Source organism: Sinorhizobium fredii, assembly GCF_002944405.1.
Lineage (GTDB): Bacteria > Pseudomonadota > Alphaproteobacteria > Rhizobiales > Rhizobiaceae > Sinorhizobium > Sinorhizobium fredii_C.
In genome coordinates, this window is the sequence record NZ_CP024309.1 from 360,738 (window position 1) to 383,282 (window position 22,545).

The 22,545-nt window shown below is 57.8% G+C and carries 21 protein-coding genes and 2 pseudogenes; 10 read left to right on the top strand and 13 right to left on the bottom strand.

Annotated features, from left to right (window positions below):
• Positions 1–471: 471 nt before the first annotated feature.
• Both NXT3_RS22930 and NXT3_RS22935 read right to left on the bottom strand, forming a co-directional pair.
• Positions 472–1,488, bottom strand: a complete 1,017-nt coding sequence (locus tag NXT3_RS22930; protein WP_104840571.1) for a helix-turn-helix transcriptional regulator — start codon at positions 1,486–1,488, stop codon at positions 472–474.
• A 540-nt stretch (positions 1,489–2,028) separates the two neighbouring features.
• Positions 2,029–2,619 (bottom strand): NodA family N-acyltransferase, encoded by a 591-nt coding sequence (locus NXT3_RS22935; RefSeq protein WP_064254462.1) that lies wholly within the window; start codon positions 2,617–2,619, stop codon positions 2,029–2,031.
• A 1,589-nt stretch (positions 2,620–4,208) separates the two neighbouring features.
• On the opposite strand from NXT3_RS22935, the pseudogene NXT3_RS22945 reads away from it, so the two are divergent.
• Together NXT3_RS22945 and NXT3_RS22950 are read left to right on the top strand one after the other, a co-directional pair.
• Positions 4,209–4,750 (top strand): annotated as a pseudogene (locus NXT3_RS22945) (MaoC family dehydratase).
• Between the two features lie 357 nt (positions 4,751–5,107).
• A complete protein-coding gene (locus NXT3_RS22950) occupies positions 5,108–5,350 on the top strand; it encodes a helix-turn-helix domain-containing protein (protein ID WP_104840691.1) in 243 nt (80 codons plus the stop codon).
• 491 nt (positions 5,351–5,841) lie between these two features.
• Here NXT3_RS22950 and NXT3_RS31825 read toward each other — a convergent pair whose 3' ends face one another.
• On the bottom strand, positions 5,842–5,979 hold the full coding sequence (locus NXT3_RS31825) for a hypothetical protein (protein ID WP_158665405.1): 138 nt from the start codon (positions 5,977–5,979) through the stop codon (positions 5,842–5,844).
• Positions 5,980–6,775: 796 nt separating this feature from the next.
• On the opposite strand from NXT3_RS31825, the gene istA reads away from it, so the two are divergent.
• Together istA and istB are read left to right on the top strand one after the other, a co-directional pair.
• Positions 6,776–8,290: an IS21 family transposase gene (gene istA, locus NXT3_RS22960; RefSeq protein ID WP_104840573.1), complete on the top strand. Its 1,515-nt coding sequence runs from the start codon at positions 6,776–6,778 to the stop codon at positions 8,288–8,290.
• Positions 8,287–9,198, top strand: coding sequence for an IS21-like element helper ATPase IstB (gene istB, locus NXT3_RS22965; protein WP_104840574.1), 912 nt, complete (start codon positions 8,287–8,289; stop codon positions 9,196–9,198). The genes istA and istB overlap by 4 nt, the downstream gene beginning before the upstream one ends.
• Positions 9,199–9,319: 121 nt before the next feature.
• Here istB and NXT3_RS22970 read toward each other — a convergent pair whose 3' ends face one another.
• The 8 genes from NXT3_RS22970 to NXT3_RS23005 all read right to left on the bottom strand — a co-directional run bounded on the left by NXT3_RS22970 (position 9,320) and on the right by NXT3_RS23005 (position 16,493).
• A complete protein-coding gene (locus NXT3_RS22970) occupies positions 9,320–10,174 on the bottom strand; it encodes a DMT family transporter (RefSeq protein ID WP_158665406.1) in 855 nt (284 codons plus the stop codon).
• A gap of 25 nt (positions 10,175–10,199) precedes the next feature.
• Positions 10,200–10,868: a 2OG-Fe(II) oxygenase gene (locus NXT3_RS22975; RefSeq protein WP_052035333.1), complete on the bottom strand. Its 669-nt coding sequence runs from the start codon at positions 10,866–10,868 to the stop codon at positions 10,200–10,202.
• Positions 10,855–11,979, bottom strand: coding sequence for a HesA/MoeB/ThiF family protein (locus tag NXT3_RS22980; protein WP_337442179.1), 1,125 nt, complete (start codon positions 11,977–11,979; stop codon positions 10,855–10,857). The genes NXT3_RS22975 and NXT3_RS22980 overlap by 14 nt, the downstream gene beginning before the upstream one ends.
• 62 nt (positions 11,980–12,041) lie before the next feature.
• Positions 12,042–12,137: a pantocin A family RiPP gene (locus NXT3_RS33365; RefSeq protein WP_072597249.1), complete on the bottom strand. Its 96-nt coding sequence runs from the start codon at positions 12,135–12,137 to the stop codon at positions 12,042–12,044.
• 593 nt (positions 12,138–12,730) lie between these two features.
• Positions 12,731–13,045 carry a sunset domain-containing protein gene (locus NXT3_RS22990; RefSeq protein ID WP_104840576.1) on the bottom strand — a complete coding sequence of 105 codons (315 nt, stop codon included), beginning with the start codon at positions 13,043–13,045 and terminating at the stop codon, positions 12,731–12,733.
• A 132-nt stretch (positions 13,046–13,177) separates the two neighbouring features.
• Positions 13,178–13,474 carry a hypothetical protein gene (locus NXT3_RS22995; protein WP_104840577.1) on the bottom strand — a complete coding sequence of 99 codons (297 nt, stop codon included), beginning with the start codon at positions 13,472–13,474 and terminating at the stop codon, positions 13,178–13,180.
• 700 nt (positions 13,475–14,174) lie between these two features.
• Complete coding sequence (ligD, locus tag NXT3_RS23000; RefSeq protein ID WP_199773377.1) at positions 14,175–15,146, bottom strand: non-homologous end-joining DNA ligase; 972 nt, start codon at positions 15,144–15,146, stop codon at positions 14,175–14,177.
• Between the two features lie 39 nt (positions 15,147–15,185).
• Complete coding sequence (locus tag NXT3_RS23005; protein ID WP_104840579.1) at positions 15,186–16,493, bottom strand: HEPN domain-containing protein; 1,308 nt, start codon at positions 16,491–16,493, stop codon at positions 15,186–15,188.
• 143 nt (positions 16,494–16,636) lie between these two features.
• Here NXT3_RS23005 and NXT3_RS32135 point away from each other — a divergent pair, with 143 nt between their 5' ends.
• From NXT3_RS32135 to NXT3_RS23015, 3 genes and pseudogenes are all read left to right on the top strand, one after another.
• Positions 16,637–16,813: a hypothetical protein gene (locus NXT3_RS32135; protein ID WP_199773378.1), complete on the top strand. Its 177-nt coding sequence runs from the start codon at positions 16,637–16,639 to the stop codon at positions 16,811–16,813.
• Positions 16,814–16,820: 7 nt separating this feature from the next.
• A pseudogene (locus NXT3_RS23010) lies at positions 16,821–17,320 on the top strand (thermonuclease family protein).
• A 656-nt stretch (positions 17,321–17,976) separates the two neighbouring features.
• Positions 17,977–19,002, top strand: coding sequence for an IS110 family RNA-guided transposase (locus NXT3_RS23015; RefSeq protein WP_072642830.1), 1,026 nt, complete (start codon positions 17,977–17,979; stop codon positions 19,000–19,002).
• Positions 19,003–19,732: 730 nt separating this feature from the next.
• Here the strand turns inward: NXT3_RS23015 and NXT3_RS32990 are convergent.
• The gene (locus tag NXT3_RS32990) at positions 19,733–19,864 is read right to left on the bottom strand and encodes a hypothetical protein (RefSeq protein ID WP_272939865.1); all 132 of its coding nucleotides are present in this window, start codon (positions 19,862–19,864) and stop codon (positions 19,733–19,735) included.
• A 431-nt stretch (positions 19,865–20,295) separates the two neighbouring features.
• On the opposite strand from NXT3_RS32990, the gene NXT3_RS23025 reads away from it, so the two are divergent.
• The 3 genes from NXT3_RS23025 (at position 20,296) to NXT3_RS32700 (ending at position 21,108) form a co-directional block, all read left to right on the top strand.
• Positions 20,296–20,478 (top strand): DUF3606 domain-containing protein, encoded by a 183-nt coding sequence (locus NXT3_RS23025; protein WP_037377580.1) that lies wholly within the window; start codon positions 20,296–20,298, stop codon positions 20,476–20,478.
• 98 nt (positions 20,479–20,576) lie between these two features.
• Positions 20,577–20,735 (top strand): hypothetical protein, encoded by a 159-nt coding sequence (locus NXT3_RS23030; protein WP_199773403.1) that lies wholly within the window; start codon positions 20,577–20,579, stop codon positions 20,733–20,735.
• A gap of 181 nt (positions 20,736–20,916) precedes the next feature.
• On the top strand, positions 20,917–21,108 hold the full coding sequence (locus NXT3_RS32700; RefSeq protein ID WP_097527641.1) for a hypothetical protein: 192 nt from the start codon (positions 20,917–20,919) through the stop codon (positions 21,106–21,108).
• A 628-nt stretch (positions 21,109–21,736) separates the two neighbouring features.
• Here the strand turns inward: NXT3_RS32700 and NXT3_RS23040 are convergent.
• Positions 21,737–22,444 (bottom strand): methyltransferase, encoded by a 708-nt coding sequence (locus NXT3_RS23040; protein ID WP_104840581.1) that lies wholly within the window; start codon positions 22,442–22,444, stop codon positions 21,737–21,739.
• Positions 22,445–22,545 lie beyond the last annotated feature (101 nt).

Consider the following 22,545-nt stretch of genomic DNA (forward strand, 5'->3'; position numbering starts at 1 on the left):
ATATAAATTGACGTTTTCACAGCACAGAGACCCGGTACGGAAACTTTAATTCGCGAATTGGACATTAAACGCGAATTTGAACATTGCGGTGATTTGTGGACGCGTGTTCGGGAAAGTCGAGCGATCCAGCCTCGCCCCGCGGCAATTTTCAGCGGGTAAACGGTCGGCCCTGCCATATGTTCTGACTTCGGTCGACACGTTTTGGCGGTCGTCGACAGCGAGTACGGGTGTCAAACAACGCGGAGCGAGTTCCTCCTGCGTCGCTTGCGAAGTTCATCTTTGATGCGGACTGCGAATTGCCGACTAAATTAGATGAAGCGGTTGGACGTGACGGATGTGGTGAGGAGAACGTCGGCGACACCGACGGCGATCATCCGACGGCGCAGAGGTTTATCTGCGGCATCCCCGTCTTTCGATTTTCGCGCGGACCGTCATGCTATTATCGCGTGAGCGCCTTCGCCATGCGCCTTGTCAGGGGGACCTACGAGAATGCGACCCGCTAACGCGCCTCCTCGTTGCGGACGGATTTTCTCCATAGTGTGCCCTATAAAGTGCCGAGAACCTCCCGAATTGAAAGAATCCCCATTTCAGGCAGATTTCCTTCAAGAGCATATGGTTCTCTGGATCGAGGAGGTCCTCCCGCGCTGCCCGCAATCGAAGCATCTGTAGATAGGCTGCAGGCGTTGTGTCCTTGAAAGCTCGAAATCCCGCTTCGAGTGCTCTGGTGGAAACACCCGCTGCATCTGCCACCATTGGCATCGTAATCGGCTTGTTGATATTGGCGTACATGAACTCGATCCCGCGGCGCACATGTCCGGGAGCAATCATGCAAGGCTTCTTATTCAATAGATGCGACAACCGATGAGGCACCATCCTTATTACCATGTCGGCGAGTGCCTGCGTAATATGGGCCATCGCTACAGGGGACTGAATGAGGGGGCCATTATCGCGGATGCCTTGGATTATCGCTTCCGTGACGTTGCCGATTGTCCTGCCGACCGGCGTTGACAGATCCACTTCGGGCAACAGGTCGAGCGAGCCATTGAACGGCACATCGAAAGTTTCGCCAATGGTCCGCTGAATCAACGACCAATTAAGCACCAACTCGTCTATCAGATTGGATTGCCCGTGCATTGAGATGCCGTCAGGCTCAAAGTTCCTGTAAAGAAGCAGTTTCCCGGGTTCGGCCCCGGCCATGCGAGAACCGTACGTGACCCCCATGCCACCTCTGCGCGGCACCACGATCGATAGGTGCTCTGTTGCACCGGCACACCACTGAGCACGGAACTGAAACCCTGTCTGATGGTGACCAGTAATCAATACTGCGCTCTCAGAGGCCGAAAGATCGATCCCCCAATGGAAGTCTTGAGCACGGCCGACGAGCTCGGCGTCGAATGTGCCGAAAACCCCTCCCAGGGTTTCGATCATGCTGTCGAACGTGGAACCACGATATCGAAAAACGGCATCACCGGCGCTATTTTCCATCATGCATTCTCCAGGTTCAGTATTGCTGCTTTTATCGTTCCTGCTGGCTTCAATTTCCAAGGACCTGACGAGAGATGTGCATGCATTCCAATTGCGGCGCGATAGTGCCGGATGTCCGCGCTGCGCCTTGTTACCGCCGAAGACTTGCTTGACAGGAGGTCCTTGAAGCCGAGAAAATCGTCCCCTAATTGCGTTGAAGCGCGGCTCGGACTGACCATGATTTCCGCCGAATTCGCACTGAGCGATTTATAGCAACTGCTCGTCTTGGGAATAGGCCAGTGGCTGGGCGGCGGCCGCACTCAAGGCCGGCTGGCTGAGACTGCGTGCCGCGGCCCGTGACGTTAGGCTCGGTCATCAGGGCGTCTGCGCGACGAGGAGATTTAAGTCAAGAAAGGTCACTGCCAGAACTCCAACGGACGCACGCCAGATCCGCCGACCGGGGCATGCGCCATCGGTCCCGCCGGGCACCGGCTTTGGACTGCGGGCGAGATCGCGTGAGCTCGCCAATGAGCGTCGGCACTTGGGACAAGCAGTCAAGGCGGCTCATAGTTCAGGTCCGTTCCGGTCGATCATCTTGGCGGCGGGCCAGTCGGAGAGCGGCCGACTAACAGGCAGGACGATGACCAGTGGGTCCTCGACGCGCGTCGGCGGCAGGTCGACACGCGCGTGTGGCAGCGTGGATCGTACGCTGATCCCAGACATAACAGTCACCAGGCCGTGTCGGCCGAACCGCTCAATGTGTTTCCGCAGCTGGTTGCGGACGGTACCGAAAGCGAATGGAACTTGAAACTCGTGCAGTGTCGGAAGCATGACATGTATCGAATGGGCGATTCCGAGTCCTTCGAGATCCGGACGCACTCCATACAGGCCGAGTTCAGCCACGAGCAGGTCGACTCCGTCAACCTTGATGAAACGGCGCAGCAAGCCCATGTGAGCCGCTACACCGCTGGAATCGTAGGCGATGGCACGAAGCTCAGGTCTTGCCCCAGCCCAGCTTTGACTGCCTTCGAACGGCTTCGCATTAAAGGCCCCTGTCGGTCCATAGGTCCTTCGAAAGAAGTCCGTGAGTTCGACATGGTCGGAGAGTTGCAACTCGTTTTCCCAACACAATTTCCACTGCACGTTAGAACGCATGCAAAGACCTTTTTTTGCTGTTGAATGAAGTTCGGAAGCGTCGACCTTACGTCCAAGTTTCCTGCTCGCATCGTCAAGGCGCAGTCGGATCACAGCGCGGGCTCCACCGGTTTAACAGGACCTCATGATCGCCGAGGATCTGGCGGATCAGAACGTGCATTAACCCGCAGGAATAGCTGGCGACCGATCTCACGGAGCCGCAACAGGCGATGTTCAGGAAGCTGGAGACGCTGGGCGCGGAAGCGGCCGGCGCATTGCCAGCTATAGCATCCGCCAGAGCCGTCGCGGACGAGTTCATTGGACAGGAGGTCAAACGGCGCATCCCAATTCAGCGGAACACATTCTTCAAGTCCATGCTGTTCGTCCGGACCCCGGCCGTTCTCCAGCCACCCCTTGCGCACCATAGTGTGCGCGACGCGCGCGCTTTGATGCAAAGCAGCGGAAAAGTTTTGGACGACATAGATCGGATCCGGGGCGCCGGCATGCGACAGCTGTCTATCGTCCCTTCGTACCGAAAACGCGCCCCAATGCGAGGTGCAGGGGCGGCTGGGCTTGTTCGTTTCCGGAAGGCTGCGAAGTCCAGCATGAAAGGATCCTGTTCCGACGCTTAGGCCCGCCTGGGCCTGGTGTCGCGACGACGGCAAGGGCATTAAGCTCGCCAAGCCCTTTTAGCGCATCCTAAATTGGGCGTATTTCGATGAACTGACAATCTATATAGAATATCTGCCAGGCCGCTGTTCAGGCATGGCCAGGCACGTGACGAGCGAATGGAGGGTGTCCGGCGCCAAGCAGCCTATCAAGCGGATATCGGCAGGCACGCGATCCGAGGCCGGTGTTGCCCCCATGAGCGCTGGTCGGCCTGAACAATTCTGGTGGAGGTGAAAACCACCAGCAGGCCTATCCGCGGCTGAAGGGGTGGTGCGGTCCTGCGTTCTCGCAGCGGACATGGCCGCGTCCCCACATGAGACCTTGAAAGCCATCGCCTCCTTGAACCCGCGATTGATTTCCCAGGCGGATGCCTCCAAGCGAATGATCACGGATCTAACTGCGGGCAGCTACGCCGAACATATGCGTCGGTCTCCTCAACCGTGACGCATTCGAGATCAACTCGCTTGGATTACCATGCCTCTTTGCTCACACCACCGACGACGTCGCTGCCAGGGGCCGCACCACGAGCTCCGCCGAGCCGAGATCAAGATCTGTAAAGGCAGGGCGTCATTTAAGCTCCATCTATTGAGGATGTGGATCGATGCCATCTACACAATCAATTTATCAAACCTGTCAAATGCTATTAGATGAAGTAAAGAACAAAGGCAGGAGGTTTTGCATAGGTACGATGGCGTCCGTCTCCATAATGGCTATTTGGTCAGGATCACTATCTCAGCCATTCATAAAAATAGGCTGAGGGAGATCCAGGCGACTCCTGTCGTGATCAACCGCAGCGCGACGCACAAGCGGCGCGGTCCCCACCACCGTGATCGTTGGGCTACAGGCAACTCGCCGATAGCTTCCTACAATGGTACCGCCGCTCTTCCGGAGCCTCGCCTAACAACTACAGTTCGGCTCGAGGCACTTATCAGGATAACTACATGCCGCAAGAAATCTCAATCTCCGATGTCAAGGATCTGATCGGCAAGGAGATAGGCGTCTCCGACTGGATCACCGTACACAAGAGACCATTGACAACTTCGCGGGGGCAACCGGAGACTTCCAGTTCATTCACACCGATCCGGTTCGCGCAGCAATGGAGACACCGTTCGGCGGCACGATCGCGCATGGTTTCCTGTCTCTCTCGCTGCTCTCGGCGATGAATTACAATTGCCTGCCGAAGATCCGCGAGCTCACGATGGGGATAAATTACGGCTTCGATAAAGTTCGCTTCATGGCACCGGTCAAGTGTGGCGCACGCGTGCGCGGCCGCTTCACCCTGGCCGACGCTCGCTTCTGTGCCGCCAGCATGCTGATGATTGCCTATGACGCTACAGTTGAGATCCAGGGGGAAAGAAAGCCGGCTCTGAATGCAATGTGGCAGACAATGATCCAATTCGATGCAAAGCTCATGTCTGAGCAGGCCCGGCGGGCGACTTTTGGCGGCACGCGCAGGCGCACTATTCCGGCCGCCGCACAATAGAGGTCGGCTTTCCCTCAACGGGCAGCGTTTCCCTGGAGGGGAGCGATCGACATCGCCTCGACTTGCGAGGGTAGCTGAGCCTCCTCTTCGGCCTCTTCGGCCCGAGCTTGCAATTCTTACATGCTCGGCCTTGCACAAGAAGATCGCAAGGTGGCAGCTCCGATCTCGCTCTTGAGAGCCAGCTTCGCGCATTCGGCAATGCCGCGGTCAAAGGTTCTAGGTCTCAAAGTGGTCACCATCATGCGACGCCTGCCTTGCAATTGTCATACTTAAGGAATTATGCTGCACTGCACCATAATCGGTTTGTCCTGCCCTGTGGTTGCCGTCTCCCTGTGGTGCATGATCGAAGGAGTTACCATGCCAAATTCAGCGAACAATACAGGTGCGCCTGTGGCGAAGCGAGGCCACGTTGATGTCGGTGATACTGTTCGGCGATGTCGAGAAGCGGTTGGATACAGCATTGAGGATCTTGCATTGACCTGCGGACTGACTGGCGCAGAAATCACCAGGATTGAACTGGGTGATGATGTCGACCCGGACAAGCTCAGGCGCATCGCGGCGGCACTTCGAGTGCCAACCTCCACCTTCCTGCTGGACTAACGGAACGGGCGTCACGCTGGCAGCGATACCAGACGCCTCTTGTTTGCACCGCTACGGCTTTGATGGAACTCACCATGATCGGCGACCACCAAATGACCTTATAGCCATTGTCCACGGACGTACTGGCTTTTGGCGGCAGCAAGGTCGGGTTCAGCCCGGCCTTTTTGTGTACGCTACCTGACTGAACCGGCCCACTCTGTTGTGCCGCTGCCAATAGGGCGTACACTGCTCTCATCAGCGGCTGGTTACACGGGCGCCGCTGGCTGGAAGATCTGCGCTTTCGCCCCAACCGAGCGAGATGCGCAATGTATTCTGGCAACGATTCCTATAGCCCTGCTCTCTCACCTGACGACCTCGACTTGCTCCAGAGCATCCTTGATGAGGAAATCAGGGTCCGACGCATTCCGATCACAAGCGACCGAGCCGATGAGCTTGCCGGAAAGCTCATCAGGCTGTTTCAGTCGGGAGTGAGACAGCCTGATGTCCTTCGTTTAATGATCAGGACCGGGTGAAAGCTCGTCGCCAAGCACGGCCGCCTTGACGGCGGTTGGGGCGACTTCGCCATCAATCGAACAAAGGTCGCTCGTCCAATCGTGGCGGGTGATGACACGCGCGTGTGGATAAACCATCGCCATCTCGCCCATTTCACCCGAAAGTTTCAGCCTGACTCTTTGTCGGTTTTGACGAGGAGCGAGGCAAGACAGGGATGACCCACGCCGGCATTGAGGCTTGAGTAGGTTTGTCGACCGGCGCTCCTTAATGTCGTTCTTGGCGGGCCTAACCGAAAGGCCACCTGTACGCCAGGAAATGAGGTCTGGAAGAGTGAAGCCATCAGATGCACCCACCGCGAGCGCAGCGATCACCAGCCCGGGCGCTCGAAACGGCAGGGATCGTTGTGCGCGCCTATGGCGATAGTGCATGCCCTCTCCCCACCTGTCGTTCTGAGGAAATCGTACTGCAGCGCGTCCGTCGGCAATAGCTGTACAAACGGGTTGGGCATCCTTTTCGTCAGCGGCAACAACCCCGCTGCCGGCCGAGTGTGGAGGGCCGCCCGGATCGTCTCATTCTGATCTCCCGCTCAATGCCGAAGCCGCTTCTATAGAGGTCTCGGGTTACGAAGGTCGACTTTAGAACTGTGCGATTTCGCCGCGCCTAACTCGGTCCAGATCGGTTCGGCATCAGGCGTGCCGATCACCATGTCGAACACTTCCAAAAATGGTGTAAGAAGACTCACGCGAGCCGTCGGCTGCAGCGCGACAACCAAGATGAGACGAAGCGTCAATCAAGATGAGACTCGGCAGCAGCGGTGGAACGCAGAGAGGGCGTAGCCCGAACGGAGTTCTACCGCTGCTGCCGCGCCGATTCATCTGGTGATTGCGGTTCGACCGGTACGTTGGGTTCTTCGAAGAACGGGGAACCACCTCTGTGCCAGGTCGTCACATAACCGATCATCAGATGAGGCTTTTCATGAAGTTACGACAAGAGCACAGGGTTGAGGTCGCCACCGCGAAGGCGTCGCTCAGTAGAGCAACGGGCTATCGCATCGAGAAGAATGCGCAACTGCCATCGCAAGTGAAGAAGCCGCGTGGGCGTCGGCGTCCCGATCCACTCGCCGACATCTTCGATGCCGAGGTCGTGCCGCTGCTGAAGGCGGCACCTGGCATCCGCCCGGTCGCCGTCTTCGAGGAGATGTTGCGCCGCCATCCCGACCTCAGCGAAGGCGTTCGCCGGACAATGGAACGGCGGATCCGTGCCTGGCGGGCTATCAATGGCGACGAGCAGGAAGTCATCTTTCGCCAGGTTCATGAGCCTGGCCGACTGGGGCTTTCCGACTTCACCAACATGAACGAACTGGGGATCACGATCGCAGGCCAGCCGCTCGATCACCTGCTTTATCACTTCCGGCTCGCCTATTCCGGCTTCGAACACGCCCATGTCGTCCTCGGTGGCGAAAGCTTCGTGGCGCTGGCCGAAGGGCTGCAGAACGCTCTCTGGTTCCTTGGCGGCGCGCCGCTTTACCATCGCAGCGACAGCCTGTCGGCCGCCTTCCGCAATCTCGATGCTGATGCCAAGGAGGACCAGACGCGGCGCTACGCCGAGTTCTGCGCGCACTACCGGATGACGCCGACCCGCAACAACAAGGGCATTGCCCACGAGAACGGTGCGATTGAGAGCCCGCATGGCCACCTCAAGAATGCCATCCGCGATGCCCTGTTGCTGCGCGGCACCCGTGACTTCGACGATCTCGCTGCCTATCGCGGCTTCATCGATGAGATCGTCAGCCGTCGTAATGCCCGCTATGGCAAGCGCATCGACGCCGAGCGGGCGGCGCTGCAGCCGTTGCCGGGAACGCGCACCAGCGATTTTGAGGAGGTTGTCGTGCGGGTCTCGCGCAGCGGCGGCTTCACCTTACGCAAGGTCTTTTACACCGTGCCCTCACGGCTCATCGGGCACCGGCTGCGCGTGCGCCTTTACGACGAACGCCTTGACCTCTTTATCGGCGGCACGCATCTGATGACTCTCAAAAGAGGGCGTGCGCATGCCAGTGGCAAGCACGACCAGGTGGTCGATTATCGGCATGTCATCCATTCGCTGCGCAAAAAGCCGATGGCGCTCCTTCAGCTTGTCTATCGCGACAAGCTGTTTCCGCGGCAGGAATACCGAAGGGCCTTCGAGACCCTGCTCGACCGGCTCTCCGACAAGCAGGCCTGCAAGATCACAGTCGAGCTTCTGGCCTTGGCCCACGATCGGGGCTGCGAGAGGGAATTGGCAGAGCGGCTCGCCAAAACACTCGATGCGGGCGAACTGCCGGACATCATCGCGCTGAGGACTTTCTTCGCGCCCGATCCGGCACAGTTGCCCACCGTCAACGTTCGTCTCGCCTCCCTTCAGGGCTATGAGGCCCTGATTGACGCGCGTCATCTGGAGGACGCCGCATGAGAAACGCCCCTCCCATCGACGCCGCCACGCTCAGCACGCTGCTCAATGAACTCCGCCTGCCGGCCATCAAGGTCCTTTGGCCTGACTTTGCCGAACGGGCCGACAAGGAAGGGTGGCCAGCGGCCCGGTTCCTGTCGGTGATCGCCGAGCACGAACTCGCCGAACGCGATCGCCGCCGCATCGAACGCCATCTCGCCGAGGCGCGATTGCCACCGGGAAAGACGCTCGACAGCTTTGACTTCGACGCCGTGCCGATGGTCTCCAAGGCACAGGTCATGGCGATCGCCGCCGGCGATAGCTGGCTCGCCAAGGGAGCGAACATCCTGTTGTTCGGCCCGCCCGGTGGCGGCAAGAGCCATCTCGCCGCCGCAATCGGCCTCGCGCTCATCGAGAACGGTTGGCGGGTGCTGTTCATGCGTACGACCCAGAAGCTGCAGGTGGCACGTCGTGAACTTCAGATCGAATCCGCCATCGCCAAGCTCGACAAGTTCGATCTGCTCATCCTCGACGATCTCGCCTATGTGACCAAGGACCAGGCGGAAACGAGCGTGCTCTTCGAGCTCATCTCCGCGCGCTACGAGCGGCGATCAATCATGATCACCGCCAACCAGCCCTTCGGCGAATGGAACAGGGTCTTCCCCGATCCCGCCATGACACTCGCCGCCGTCGATCGTCTCGTCCACCACGCGACCATCTTTGAAATGAATGTCGAAAGCTACCGGCGTCGATCCGCAATGGAAGCCAAACGCCAACGCGGCAGGCCGGCTTCCTTCGCGACAATGAGAAATGCCACCGAGATCGACGCTGCGCGACAATCAGAACCCAACGAAGCCCTTGCCAGCGACAATCATGATGATACCGTCGCCGACGACCGCGACACCAGAATCTCATCCAGTTTGTCGCGCTGATCTCAGCCAGATTGTCGCTTTACAGTCGGCGCTACCAATGCATCTGCAGTATTTCAAAGAGATAGGAGAACGGCATTCTTCGGCCACTCACGGACCAACTTTCATGACAGGAAGCCTCGCGTCATCGCGGGACGGAAAGCCTCAGAAGCATGCTGCCGGAGACAAGAGCGATGCCGAGAACCTGCCGGGGGCCAAGTTCATCTCCGAAAAAAGTTGAAGCGAAAACGCTTCCTGCTACTGGCACGAGCAGCGTCAAGTACGCGGCCCTGCCGACGCCGATGCCGGCAATTGCGTAGTACCAAAGCCAAAACGCTACAGCACCGTTCAACACACCCGAATAGAGAATAGCTAGCACATCGTTCCAGCTTGGAAGCGGAATTGATCCGTTAGGCACCACCGTGAAAATGAAGAAGAAAGGAAGGTTCAGGACGAAAGCCAATATGCATTGCAACGCTACTCTACTGATCCCGGAAATTGAGTGGGAAGGCTTTCCCGCCAAGATTGTTGCAAAAGCCCAGGCACTCGCGTTGATGATCACCAGTATGGCACCCGCCCCGAAGCTGCTGCCACCGATGTACAACAATACGCCGACGACGGCTACGATGGGTGCAAGCATTGCGAACGGATGGAGGCGCTTTCCCGACACAATCTCGATCAGGCTTGTGATGGCGGGCATCGTGTACATCAACGTCAGAACCGCCGACGCTGGAAAGAATGCAAGAGCGATCACATTGACCGTCGACACGACGAACCCGTTGATGACTGCAACGATGAGCGTGTTGTGTCGTTCTTCGATTGACGCTGTTCGAAGCTCCCGCATGCTCTTAGGAAGGAATACAGCTATTGGAAGAAGGCCCGCCAGTAGACTGTAAAAGCGAAAGGGCCAAACACCCAAGTCTTTGATTGCCTCGCGAGAAAGGGAGAACGCTGTGCTCCAAATCAACACCACGGCTCCCCCGGCCAGCAGGGCCAGCAAGGACCTCATATCAAAGGCCGCCCTATTATTCCGCGTCATACCTGACGACTACTGCTATTCGTTTTGCCTTCGGCCGAGCAGTCACCATCGACACAAAATGCGGAATCAAGCGGGCGCTGGTATCAAAGATCAGCGCCTGAAACTCGGTCGGGACCAAACACGCTCTAATCGCCTTGCGATCATCGGTCTGCACCATCGTGAGGCCGCCATGGTTCGGTTCCCACCCCTTCGTCAGATTTAGAACGAGACCGAAACTCTGGCCCGGGTCTGTATGCGTATATAGAAACTCCCCTTCGTCAAACCGGTTGAAGTAGAAGCGCCGGATGGCCGTGGCTTGTCTTCCGGTGATCTGCTTCAAGAGCTCAAACATGGGTTCCGAAGACAAGAGTGTCTTCACACCCCAAAATACGAAGTTCCGGTTGCTGGTTGGGGTGTCTTCCAAACGCTTGAACGAATAGGAGAATTCGCCAGCTGTATAATCGGCGATTGCCATTTCGTGAGCAGCGGCTGCCCGGCTGTCCTGATAGTAATCCGCCACACCATCTCGATTTTTGATGATTGCTGACCAGAAGCGATCCTCGATCCTCTCGACGCCCTCGGCGATCCGCGGCAAGCCGGGCAGGAATTCGGATAGGTCGAAATAGACGAACCCTTCGACGTCAAACGTCTCGCGCAGCGATTCAATCTTGCTCAAAAAGCACCTCTTCACGCGTCGCGTATGTCCTTAACGACATGTGGAATCGCGTCCCCACGAGGTTGCAGTTGTCGTACTTTGTAATAAGTTTCAGGACCTGATCGGCTACAAGACCCGCCATTACCGCCAACGATGGTGAGCTTTGCCACGCGTTGACGCTGCGATTGCCGTTGGCGAACTCATTTTTCAGCCGGGCTTCCTGGAAGCTTCTAACCAGTGCGTCATCACTATAGAATCGGTCTTGAGAAATGCGCCGCAGGTCTTCGAATGAGGGGTGGCTGCCGTCATTGAGATAAATTGGACCGACCGATATATCGAGCGGGTCACCGCCAAGTTCGATCACCGGAATCTGCCGATCGCGAGCGATCTCGTGGACTATCCTCTCGACGCTGTCCTTGCGATAGTACCCCAAGCTCGCCCAAGCCAGAATTGCAACGGTAACTCCTTTCAGCAGCTCTCCCAAGCGAACACGATCCGGTAGGGCAAACTCGTAAAAGGGTTCGACGCGAACATGCGGATTATGCTTCCGAACGTTTGCGGCCGCGGCATCTACTTTTCGTGCCCCAAGATCAGTGGTGTTGTAGAGAACCTGGCGATTGAGATTGGAAAGCTCGACATCGTCCCCATCCACGATCCGCAATGTGCCGATTCCGGAACGTGCAAGGAGGAGGGAGCACCACGTTCCCCAACCCCCCATTCCCAGCACGAGCACACGGGCCTGCTTTAACCGCTCCTGATAGGCTGTCGCATTATCCACCCGATCTTCGTCGATGAGTGAGAATTGCAGCACCTGCCTGTCGTAGCGCTCGATCTCCTCTGAGCTCAACAAGCTGGAAAATCGGGAGCTCTCTTCAATAAGTCCGAAGCCAGCAAGAGCTGAGACAAAATCGTGCACGTCACCGTCCGTGACGTCGTAATGTTCTGCCTTAAGCTCCTTCAGTATCCTCGGCATTGTATGCTCGCCGTCTAGTCTCGAAAGCACAAGTGCAACCCAAGGCGGAGGAGACTGGATGATCTTTGATTTTCCGGGTATTTCACCGATGCAAATGCTCCCGTCCTCTGCTACGAGAACATGGTGGGACCGCTTTAATAAGGGTTTTGCATACTCCACGAGATGCCTCGCTCAAAAGGAAGGGCGAAGTCGCGCATTGACTTCGCCCCCGGATCTACAGCCTAGACGAGGATAATCTTGCCTTTGCTGTACGTTGCGTCTTCTTCGCTGATAGCGGAGATGCGCTTTTCAAGGTCAGAAAATACAAGCTTCTTCATACTCGTTCCTTTCTTTCGAAAACGCGCCACAATCGGCGCAACCCACCGTCGGTGACCTTTCGAGCACGTCAAGACGTGACATCGCGAGGCGCAGACAATTGTGATGGAGCCTTACTCCACCGATTGCGCTCGGCCGTTTTCGGCAGAGCACTTGCGGTCACCAGGTCGCCAGCGCCCCGCTCGAAGGAGACTCAAATATCGTGCCAGTCGGGCCGGGAGCGTGGCAGATCTTTTTTCCCGTGTCGTTCAAAGGCTTGAGTGGATGTGCTTCGAGGTGGCTCGCCGAACAAGACCGTCGCAAAGCGGACAAATCCGACGCGACGCGTCCTCCTGCTCCAATCACGACGTCCCGATCTGTTATCGGGGACAAGCCACAGTTGCGGCCGGGTGCCTGAAAACCGTTCTAGGAAGCGTGGCCGAGTGGTTTAGGCACTGGCCGCGACGCGCAAGGGACGGTGTCGGGATTCACTTGACTGGCCTATGTCGCTGTCTACGCGGTCGAGGACGTTAGTTTTGATCCGAGTACCGGGCTCAAGTTCACGATCACCAGCAGATTGTCCGATCTGCGATAGTCATCAATGGACGGCAGCGCGTCACACCTTCGACTTCCGCCACCCCGCGGCCCAAGCCTCGAACTCCGAACAGAACCAACGCTCCCCATATTGCGGGCTGATCTTTGTCTGCGAGTAAAATCTCTGACCAGGCACGTGGAATATCCGCTCGCCGGTGTCGATGCTGATATTGCCTTTGATATCGCAGGGTCCAGCAGAACCGCCAGTAAGTGAGGCAAGAAGGTCGCCCGCAGTCATGCCCCCGGCTGCACCGACGGCAAGCGCGGCGATCAGCAGGCCAGGATAGGACAGTACAGACCGTCTCTGCGGACGGCCCAGGTGTGGGCGGTAACGCATGCCCCTCTCCGCCAGATCTTCGCGTCATGAGGGTAGATGGCATCTCGCGCCGGCAAAAGCTGCCCAAATGGGTTAGTGCGTAGCGAGGCGGAAAAAACCCTCCTTAATGGAAGATGCAACCGCCAGCAGTCGCTAGAAATTCAAGTAAATATTGACGCCCGGGCGACGGTTGTAGCGGTAATCGTCGCGGTAGCCGTAACTCTGGCTGTAGTCGTAGCGTGGGAAGCACCTGCCGTAGTATCGGCATGAGCGCCAAGCGTCCCGCCTGTTCCAATAGTTGTCTCGCCAATTGCGCCGCTGTCTGACCTGCTCAACCGCGCCCATCTGCACGTGCTCGAGTTTCGAGGCGAAGATCGGCGCAGCGATTAACGGCAAAGCGAAAAACGCAGTCAAGACTGCGGCTGTGAGGGCCGATAAGAACTTACTCATGAAGGGATCCTCCTCGGTGCTAATGAGATTGCGCCGTGGAGGCTGAACCGCCGATGAATGAGTGTACGCATGACAGAAAAGTCCCCTCGCCCACGAAGAGCGAAGGGCTGGCGCCAGTGTGAACCGTCGCCGGGAGCGCGTTGATCCGGTGGTGAGCCGGCAGCCTGGCGGCTGGTGGTGGCAAGGTGCGCTCGGTGTTCTTAAAACTCGTCGCGTCGCCAGGAAGCGTAGCTAAACCAGTCACGCTCGCCGCGCGTATTGATGCAGCGCTTGCATGCCATGGCCAGATTAGATGGATGGCCCGTACCGCCATCAGCGCTGCGATGCAGGTGTTCCAGTGTAGCTGCATATGGCCGGGCAGCGTCGTAAGGAGGGATATGGCTTCCTGCCCCTGCGTGATTTGTACGAGGGGAGTGAGACGGCAGGAGTGCGTAGGTGAGCGGTTTTACTGACGAAGAGCGGGCAGCCGAGCTAAAGCGACGCGACGATGCGATTAAACGGGAAGCGGTAGCCCAAAAGGCAGCGATGCGTCGTGCTGAGCTGGCGGAGCTGGCGCGCGCGGAGACGAGTGCCTCCATTGTGGCAGCCCGATGCGTTGGTGGGAGGCCACGAACCCCGAGATACCTTTGTGCGACATCTGCTTCCGAGGAGACTGTCACGCCGCCGATCGCTCCTGCGGGTCCGCCTCTTTCGCGGGCCGCTATTTCAACTCATATACCGTCGCATCGTCCGCCCTTTCCCGTATCCCCTTAAACGACGGATGCCGCAGCTTGCCCTCGTCCGTCCAGGCGCGATACTCGACCTCAGCGACGAGCACTGGCTCGCAGAATACCGCGCTCTTCCGCTTAAGGTTCACCGCCGGCGAGTCCGTCGCAATCTCCTGCAGCACTTCGCGTAGCTTCCTCGACTCCGCCTGCGTCCATCCGGTTCCGCAGCCGCCGACATAGACGAGCTCGCCGCCTCGGCGTGCCGCCAGCAGCAATCGCCCCATGGCGCCAGACACAACCGACGGCTTGTAGCCGACCGTCGCAAAGCTGTCGCGCCGCGTGCAGGTGATCTTCAACCAGTCTGAGCGCCGGCCTGGGCGGTATGGGCGCTCACGGTGCTTGGCGATGATACCTTCGATCCCGTGGGCGCAGGCGATACGCAGGAACTCATCCCCGTCCGCCTCCACCTCTTCCGAAAGCCGGATGGCGTCGTCTCGCCCATTGAGAACCTGCTCGAGCAGCCGTCGGCGTTCGCGTTGGGGCAGCCGGCGCAGGTCGCAGCCATCGAGATAGAGAAGATCGAAGGCAAAGAAGATGATTTCATCGGGGGCATGCGAAGCAGGGCGGCGACCCAGCGCCCGTTGCAGCATGCCGAAGTCGGAGCGGCCCTGCTCGTCGAGCACGACCGCCTCCCCGTCGAGGATGGCAGACTGCACTTCGAGCTGTAGCGCTGCGGACGCGATTGAGGGAAAGCGATCCGTCCAGTCGTAGCCGCCGCGCGTGATGATGCGCACGCGATGGGGCTCGATATGTACGGCGAGCCGGTAACCATCCCATTTCACCTCAAAGGCCCAGTCCGCCCCCGTCGGAGGCTTGTCGACGAGCATCGCCAGACAAGGGTCGACCCGCGCCGGCATGTAGTCGGGCGGCGCTGCGGGCGGCTTTCTCGAGGATGCGTTGGCCATCCAGATTAACGCGCAGGGCAGCCCCGGCGTTCGGCGCGCCTAGGCGCCCCCAGCTTGGGTGGACAAGGCGATGCTATCTAGGCGATCCACCTCACTCTTCAGTTGCTGAAGTGTGGTGTATCCACAATCTGACAAAGAAATTATTTCCATGATCATCCAAGCAACCCATTGACTAAATTGAGCGACATTCTCTTCCGTAACATGCCGATGATCGCCCCGATGAACAGCTTGCGATCTCAACTCATACAACCTGCTAATAGCATTCTTCGTTTCTCTATAATGATCAACGTCTACAAATCTAAACCCACCAAATGTTAAAACGCTCGTAAGTCCAGATGAAACGCTGTGAGTTATACGTTCTCTTTCAATAGAAAAAAAAGCTTCGACGCAACTCCAGTATTTTACTATTCTCATGACTAATGCCGAGTCACGATGCGCATCGTAGAACCAGTACACAGCCCTTTCTATCGCCAATTCCACTTCGGTCTTTTCGGATTTATCCAATATTGAGAATGCGATTTCTATCATCCGCATCCCGTCCGAGTCCTGCGATAGTTCAGCATCTACCGCAAATGGCTGACCTCTAGGAAATGTGTAATGTGTAGACAGAGCTTTTTCGCTTTCGTCCCAAGACATCCACGCCGATCTTCCCAGGGCATCTTCGGCTGTCATGCCCGTGCTTATCCGGAACCCCGCGGCGCCCTGTTCGTATTTTGCGGCGGCCGCAATCGCGAGCAGACCAATGGTTAAGGCAGCATGTTCTGAGAACACACGTCGCGCCACTTTGGCAGTGCCGTATGCAGAGCCGAGGAGCCAAAGCCTGGCACCACTTGCCTCAAGCACCGAAGTAATCTCTGAAGAGCTACAAGAAACTCCGGCCAAGTCCAGCCAGCCAACGGGATCACGCAGAATCGTCATAGACCCAACTTGGTATGAACTCCCCCTTTCCAGCACTGCTCCAAACATTGGAACTAGAAACTGATGGGATCGTATATCGACGCTCAGACACGCAGAGACTGCATCTAGAACTTCATTGGCTCCCTCTGGCATCTCCCTCTGCGCCAGCCAACCCTCTACCACCTTCCTCCATGCGTCCCAGACGTCAGAGTATTGAGCCTTTCCCTCGAAATAATTATATTTATCTATCAATTCGACTGTTCTCGCGAAATTGGAAAGACCGTGATCACTCAGGTAGATGGTCTTCCGCTCTCCAATCCTCAGTTCACGCAACAACGTTTTATCATTCGGAATATCGCCGATTGAACGCGGAAAGATAAGCGATCTCGGTTTGAAGATTGCCGCCGCATGTGAAAAAAGAACTCTCAATTCTTTTGGCGTCAACTTCATCCTTGCCACCTCTTAAACCTTGGCAGAACGGGTTGCGCGACGCGGCGCGCCCGCTATCCGGCTGGGCAGATTCCAAGCCTTGCGAGGCGCATGCCCAACGTGCGACGCATCAGCCCTCTTACTAAACCAAGGTGGACACGACAATGACCGAAGAACAGCGCGAGGCCGCCGAGAACCTGCGCGAAGCGATGCGGATTTTCAACGATGCCGTCCGCAATGCAACTTATCGCGGCTTACACGTCGAGCTGCAGGTAGTCGAGATGCGCATGAGCAAGGGGCCGACGCCAGTGCCGCAGGTAAGCGCGTCGGCTCGTCTCTGAGCCTCAAATGAGGTCTCCTCTTTTCCCCTCTGCTCTCCTAGCGGTCGCCGTTTCCGCGATTTCCCTCGACCCCGCCTACTCCGCCGACACGACCACCGGCCGTGCAACCGCCATCGACGGCGACACCATTGAAATCATTCGCCTTCGCGGTGTCGACGCGCCGGAGAGCTGGCAAAACTGCGAGGACGGCGACGGCGCATCTATCGTTGCGGCAAGGAGGCAGCATTCGCACTCGAACGCTTCCTCGCCATGTCCCGCCCTGCCCACTGCGAAATCCTCGACCGGTATGACCGTTTCGTCGGCGTGTGCTTTCGTGCCCACGGCCGCGAGGTCAATCGCTGGCTCGTCGAAAGCGGCAACGCGGTGGATTGGGCAAGATACAGCAAGGGCTCATACGCTAGCGTGCAACGGGCAGCGCGCTCTAACGGCGCCGGGATTTGGCGCGGCGAGTTCGAGTTGCCTTGCCAGGCGCGCGCAGCGCGTGCAAAGCGTGATGCGTCTTGCTAGCATAGAGCGGTCGTTTGGGGTGATATGCGGCGCTTTATCTATCATTCGTCAGCGCGTATTGACAGGACTTGCATGCTCGGCTGTCTCCACCTTGGCGTGGGCGTTCGGTGCGACGTCGCATGTGCTCGGTGCAATCGCATGGTCAATCATCTTCCTTATGTACTTTGAGGTGACTCGCTGGTGGAAGGGTATGTTAGGGATTCTCGCTCGATCCAAGGACCTATTTCAACCGAGCTGGGGTAGCTTTGTTGACTGGATCTGCGGGATTTGCCGCTTGGTATTTCGGCGCTGAAGCAAACGCACTCTGGGTGATCGCGATGGCCGCAGTTGCCTCTGCTTGCCTCCACAATGGTCGAGGAGAAATCCAAGAGGCATGGCAAGAAACTGAACTGCTGCGCTTTGAGCGACTGCGCCCCGATGTTGGCGAGAGCGATGCGGCTTGGCTCCAGGGGGTTAAATCAGAGTGGCCGGAAACATCTGAGAATGAGATACGGACGTTCATGCTACGGCGTGCCGCCATGAAGCGTCGTGGCTAGGGCCAAGTCGGATTAAAAAAGATCGGATGATTGGGGCTCCGGCGGCCTCCCTGCATGGGAGTAGCGGGAGATCGGTCTTCCGGGCAGGCTCCAATGGTTCAACCGATTAGGAGGTCTGCCATGGAATTGTTTGTCGGTCTTGATGTGTCTATTCGCACCACCAGCGTCTGCGTGATGGAGGCGAGCGGTAAGCTCATCCGGGAGAGCAAGGTTGAAAGCGAGCCGGATGCGATTGGCGCCCTGCTTCATGCGATCGGCGGACCGTATAAGCGGGTCGGCCTGGAGGCCGGACCGCTGTCGCAGTGGCTCTACAGCGGCTTGGCTGCCGCAGGCTATCCGGTGATCTGCGTCGAGACGCGGCACATGAAGGCCGCGCTCTCGGCGCAGATCAACAAGACCGATCGCAACGATGCCCGCGGGATCGCGCAGATGATGCGCGTCGGGCTTTTCAAGCCTGTGCACGTCAAAACCGTCCGGAGCCAAGAGATCCGGATGCTGCTCACCGCGCGCAAATTCGTTCAGACCAAGATCCTCGATGCGGAGAACAACCTGCGCGGCCTGCTGCGCAACTTTGGCCTCAAGGTTGGCGCCGTGACCCGGCTGCAGTTCGAGCGGCGCATCATCGAGTTGCTCGAACAATCCCCGCATCTGCGCTTGGTGATCGACCCTCTCCTGGAAGTCCGCCGCGTGCTGAGAAAGCAGTTTCAGCACCTGCAAAAGGCGATGGAACGGCTGGCCGAGAGTGACGACACCTGCAAGCTGCTGATGACGGCGCCCGGCGTCGGCCCGCTGGTCGCCCTGAGCTTCCGGGCCGGAGTCGACGAGCCAGCGCGTTTCGGCCGATCACGATCCGTCCCGGCTCACTTCGGATTGACGCCCTCGCGCTATCAATCTGGTGAGATCGATCGGGACCGGGGCATTTCGAAGTGCGGTGATGCCGGTATACGATGGGCGCTGGTCGAAGCCGCCGGGATCCTGCTGCGAATCTCGAAGCGGAGCTCGCCGTTGAAGGCGTGGGGCCTCTCCGTCGCTCGTCGGCGGGATATGGCGAAGGCTACCGTGGCGGTGGCTCGACGCCTGGCAATCATCCTGCATCGGATGTGGGTCGACAACACACCCTATCGCTGGGAGGCCAAGGCCGCCTGAGAGAGCGAGTTAAGGGTTCCGCGTCGCCGCGCGGATAGAGGTCCCGTTCAGGGACGAGTGGGCGGGCAATCTCGAGGCGGGGCTGGACGTCAGCTCAGGCTGACAGTTTCGGAAAAAAGATTGAGATGCCCCTCCATCCGACCCGATCATGAAGCGGTTGCGCGCCGACTTCGCAGAGAAGCCAGACTCCTGACGGGCACCCATCATCTTCCGGCGTGCCAAAACCGTTGTTCGCCAACAATCAAGACAACGACCGACGCCGCGCCTTGTAGGCGCGGAGAGGATGTCCTTTGCTTGACAGACCCAGCCCAAAAAGAGAAGCCCGCCGAAACGGCGGGCTTTTGATTCGTTTTCGGCGGGTGCTAAAGTCCGCATCTCTTGGTCTTTCGACTACTAACCACACAAGGTGTGGCGCGTGGGGAAGCCGTTCCCACCTCGAAAACTATGCTCCTTATATGGGTCATGTGGTGCGTTATGTCAACTGCACTAACACTGCACACACGGTTGTATGGTGCCACTGTACACGCCGCTTTCTACCTTGCCCTCGTCGTCCGCTTCTGCGCCTAACCCGACGAGCGGAATTGCCGTCCGCGACTTACTGAAATCGGTGTCCGGGACTTACTGAAACACGCAAATGGTCATGCAGCAGCCACTCTTGCGGCTTCCAATGCCAGGCGCCAACTCGATCGCCCCCAAACTCCGCGGAGACGCCGACCAACGCAAAGGTCATTCACACCCGACAGATCGAGGCCAAGGTAGATGCGCTCGCCAGGCTCGAGATGACGATGCCGAGCGGCTCCATGCGGGCGCCCTGCGGGGAGTTCAGAACTTTGTAGAGCTCCTGGCCGCGTGCCTGCGCCAACTCGTCACACCGCAGGTGCTGAGAAAAGGCCCTGACCAGAACGGAACGAGGTCGCCGCGATGCGTGCAACAAGGTGATGAACTTCAGTGGCCGGCTCGACAATCTCGAGCTCCAAGCACCACTGACAAAGAGGTCGGCAGGCAAGCTGTTGCTCACGCAACCCGCGCCAGCGGGCGGTTCGGTAGAGGCGTCGGTATTCCTCCGCCCCTTCGCTGCGAATGTCATTCAGCATGAGGCCTACGATGCATCATGAATAGCTGAAATAAGTACGAACGGAATCGATACAGCGTGGGAACAGAAGATGCTTCTCTAACCCGCCAGGATTAGCGATGCGCATCCGTGCGCGGGGGAACTCGGCCGATACAAACTCTAGGCTTGGGAACCTGCGATTCCCCTCTGCGTTGTCCTCCGATCAACGAGGAGGACCTCTGATGGCAGACGACAAAACGAAAACCGCCGCAGATCGCCGCCTGGTCTCAGGCACCCAAGAATACGAAGTTGCATACTTCGCGAAAAAGCACGGCATCAATGCCGCGGATGCGCGACGGATCATCAAACAGCATGGCGGCGATCGGGACGCTGCGGACAAGGCGGCCAACAGACTGAAGGGCTAACGTTCGTGTATGATGCGAAGGAAACTTAGGGCTTCAAATGGCCATGGTCCTCAATCAGGCGCTCGCGGATCTAATCAGCGAACATATCAGGCAACCATGTGACCGAACTCAGGGCCATGCTCTCGACCGTTAACGAGATCACCATGCATGCAGAGTTCACTGTCGGCCGGGACTTCATAATCTACGGAACGGCGAAGGATCACAGCGGAAAATGGGCTATGACGCCGTTCGCTCATATCGTGCAGTTGAACGTCTAAGCAACAAGCGGCCGCTCAATCCCGCCATGCAGGAGAGCGGCCGCACGATCGCCCGTCGCCACGGGAGGGTGGGCGTCAGGCAATAAGTAATACTTAAGGCATTAAGTAATACTTACGTTTATTCTTGCGTCATTATACCTTAGTATAATAGTGTGGCGCCATCGCTTTGGGAGGAGCAAGGATGGTTGTACGCGTCGAAGCCGATAAACTTTCCACGCATGCTGTTACTAAGGTGTGGAATATTCACGATTTTTGCCGCCGGCAACGCTTGTGCCAGGAGGAAGAACGGCGGCTAACCCTCATCTTTGGCGATTTCGCCACGGCTTCTGAATTGCTTTACAATGCGAAGCGCTCTCCGAGGTGGAGATATTAGGGTTGAGGCAGTCCCGGCGACCTCGCGAATTTAAACGTCCGCGGTTCGGCAGCGCTCCAAAGAGAAAAGGCCGCTCGATGGCGGCCTCTGGGAAAATCACCCACTCAAAAATATACGATTTGAGAAGGTGCCCGACCGGACATCACGCGGCGATTTTCTCTGCAATCGGCGTAATTTCCGCCCTCGCCGTCTCGTCAAGGCTGATAAGTCCACGCTTCTCCGCATATGCTGGTGCCTGCCCCTTGATGGCTGCAAACGGAGGTGCGGTGGAGCCGTGATCCTCAAGCGTTGGACTTCTCACGGGTGCGGGGCGCGCTCCGCCGCCTCCGCCATTTCTGCCGTCGTCTCCAGGCCGCCCGTCGTCGCCGAGGGCTTCCCGTGGCCTGCCGGCCGTCGATGCGCGTGATGAGTATCTGCAGCAGCTCGTGCTCGGTGATGCCGTTGTCCGGCGGCAGGTAAGCTTTGACCTGAACCTAAAAAGCGGTAGGTCACTTGCGCAAACCGCAACTTCGCAGAAGCCCCGCTGAAGTCAATATCCGATTGTAGACAGAGATCGGTCCTTGGATTGAGCGTCGCGTCATGGATCCTTTGCGTCACCGTAATTCCGAGGCGATGGGCGAAATGGTGGCTAGAGCAGTCCACGTGAGGGCCGGAAACCATATGCTGTCGCGCTCCTGCGAATTGAGAACAGCCTGTAAGCTAAGTCGATGTTGGGGCCCGGCCCCCACTTCACAATCACCGATCTGAGATCATTCGCAGCCACTATTCGCTCAAGAAGGTCATCGCGGGCATTGATGCCGAACCCTAAAAGGATTTTGCCTCCTTCTGCAAGGAATGCTTGGGCCTCCGACAGAAATCTCTCAAGCTGGCCGTAGCCGGGATCAAACGCTCCACGCTCAATGTCATCGCTAAATTCGAATTTTGCTGGAACGAGATTCCAGGGGTAGTTCCAAAAAATGATGTCGAACTTCTTTCCAGGAGGAATATTACTGAAGATATCACTTCCGATTACGTCGACATTTTCAATACCGTTTCTTGCGGCGTTTTCCAACGTGTTCGCGACAGCCCGCGGATTGATATCGCAGGCTAGCAACGACAGCGCTCCGGTCTTTGCCAAAAGGAGACCCGGGAGACCGAAACCGCAGCCGATCTCCAAGATCCGCTTTCGCGCAAATGGAGGGAAGTTCTCGCTAAACCAACGCCAACTTTGGAAATCTTCGGGAGGAAAAACGCCTTCTCGCACGATCAGATCGAGCCCGAACTCCCGTATCTGCCGCGGAAAAGTTCTCTGTTGACTAGTCCTGAGTGTTGCCCGGATTTTATCGACTTCGCTCAAATGTGCCCTCCGAGATGGGGACGCGCTAGCGCTGCTAGCCGCTCAACTGTTTTATGCCCAAGTGGCAGCTTTCTCAGGCCTTGAGGCAAATATGCGGGTTA

Bases quoted from the DNA above. Each gene is read 5' to 3' on its own strand.
- NXT3_RS22930 (WP_104840571.1), bottom strand. From the start codon at position 1,488: ATGATGGAAAATAGCGCCGGTGATGCCGTTTTTCGATATCGTGGTTCC.
- NXT3_RS22935 (WP_064254462.1), bottom strand. From the start codon at position 2,619: ATGCGTTCTAACGTGCAGTGGAAATTGTGTTGGGAAAACGAGTTGCAA.
- NXT3_RS22950 (WP_104840691.1), top strand. From the start codon at position 5,108: ATGCCAAATTCAGCGAACAATACAGGTGCGCCTGTGGCGAAGCGAGGC.
- NXT3_RS31825 (WP_158665405.1), bottom strand. From the start codon at position 5,979: ATGGTTTATCCACACGCGCGTGTCATCACCCGCCACGATTGGACGAGC.
- istB (WP_104840574.1), top strand. From the start codon at position 8,287: ATGAGAAACGCCCCTCCCATCGACGCCGCCACGCTCAGCACGCTGCTC.
- NXT3_RS33365 (WP_072597249.1), bottom strand. From the start codon at position 12,137: ATGAAGAAGCTTGTATTTTCTGACCTTGAAAAGCGCATCTCCGCTATC.
- NXT3_RS22990 (WP_104840576.1), bottom strand. From the start codon at position 13,045: ATGCGTTACCGCCCACACCTGGGCCGTCCGCAGAGACGGTCTGTACTG.
- NXT3_RS22995 (WP_104840577.1), bottom strand. From the start codon at position 13,474: ATGAGTAAGTTCTTATCGGCCCTCACAGCCGCAGTCTTGACTGCGTTT.
- ligD (WP_199773377.1), bottom strand. From the start codon at position 15,146: ATGGCCAACGCATCCTCGAGAAAGCCGCCCGCAGCGCCGCCCGACTAC.
- NXT3_RS23005 (WP_104840579.1), bottom strand. From the start codon at position 16,493: ATGAAGTTGACGCCAAAAGAATTGAGAGTTCTTTTTTCACATGCGGCG.
- NXT3_RS32135 (WP_199773378.1), top strand. From the start codon at position 16,637: ATGACCGAAGAACAGCGCGAGGCCGCCGAGAACCTGCGCGAAGCGATG.
- NXT3_RS23015 (WP_072642830.1), top strand. From the start codon at position 17,977: ATGGAATTGTTTGTCGGTCTTGATGTGTCTATTCGCACCACCAGCGTC.
- NXT3_RS23025 (WP_037377580.1), top strand. From the start codon at position 20,296: ATGGCAGACGACAAAACGAAAACCGCCGCAGATCGCCGCCTGGTCTCA.
- NXT3_RS32700 (WP_097527641.1), top strand. From the start codon at position 20,917: ATGGTTGTACGCGTCGAAGCCGATAAACTTTCCACGCATGCTGTTACT.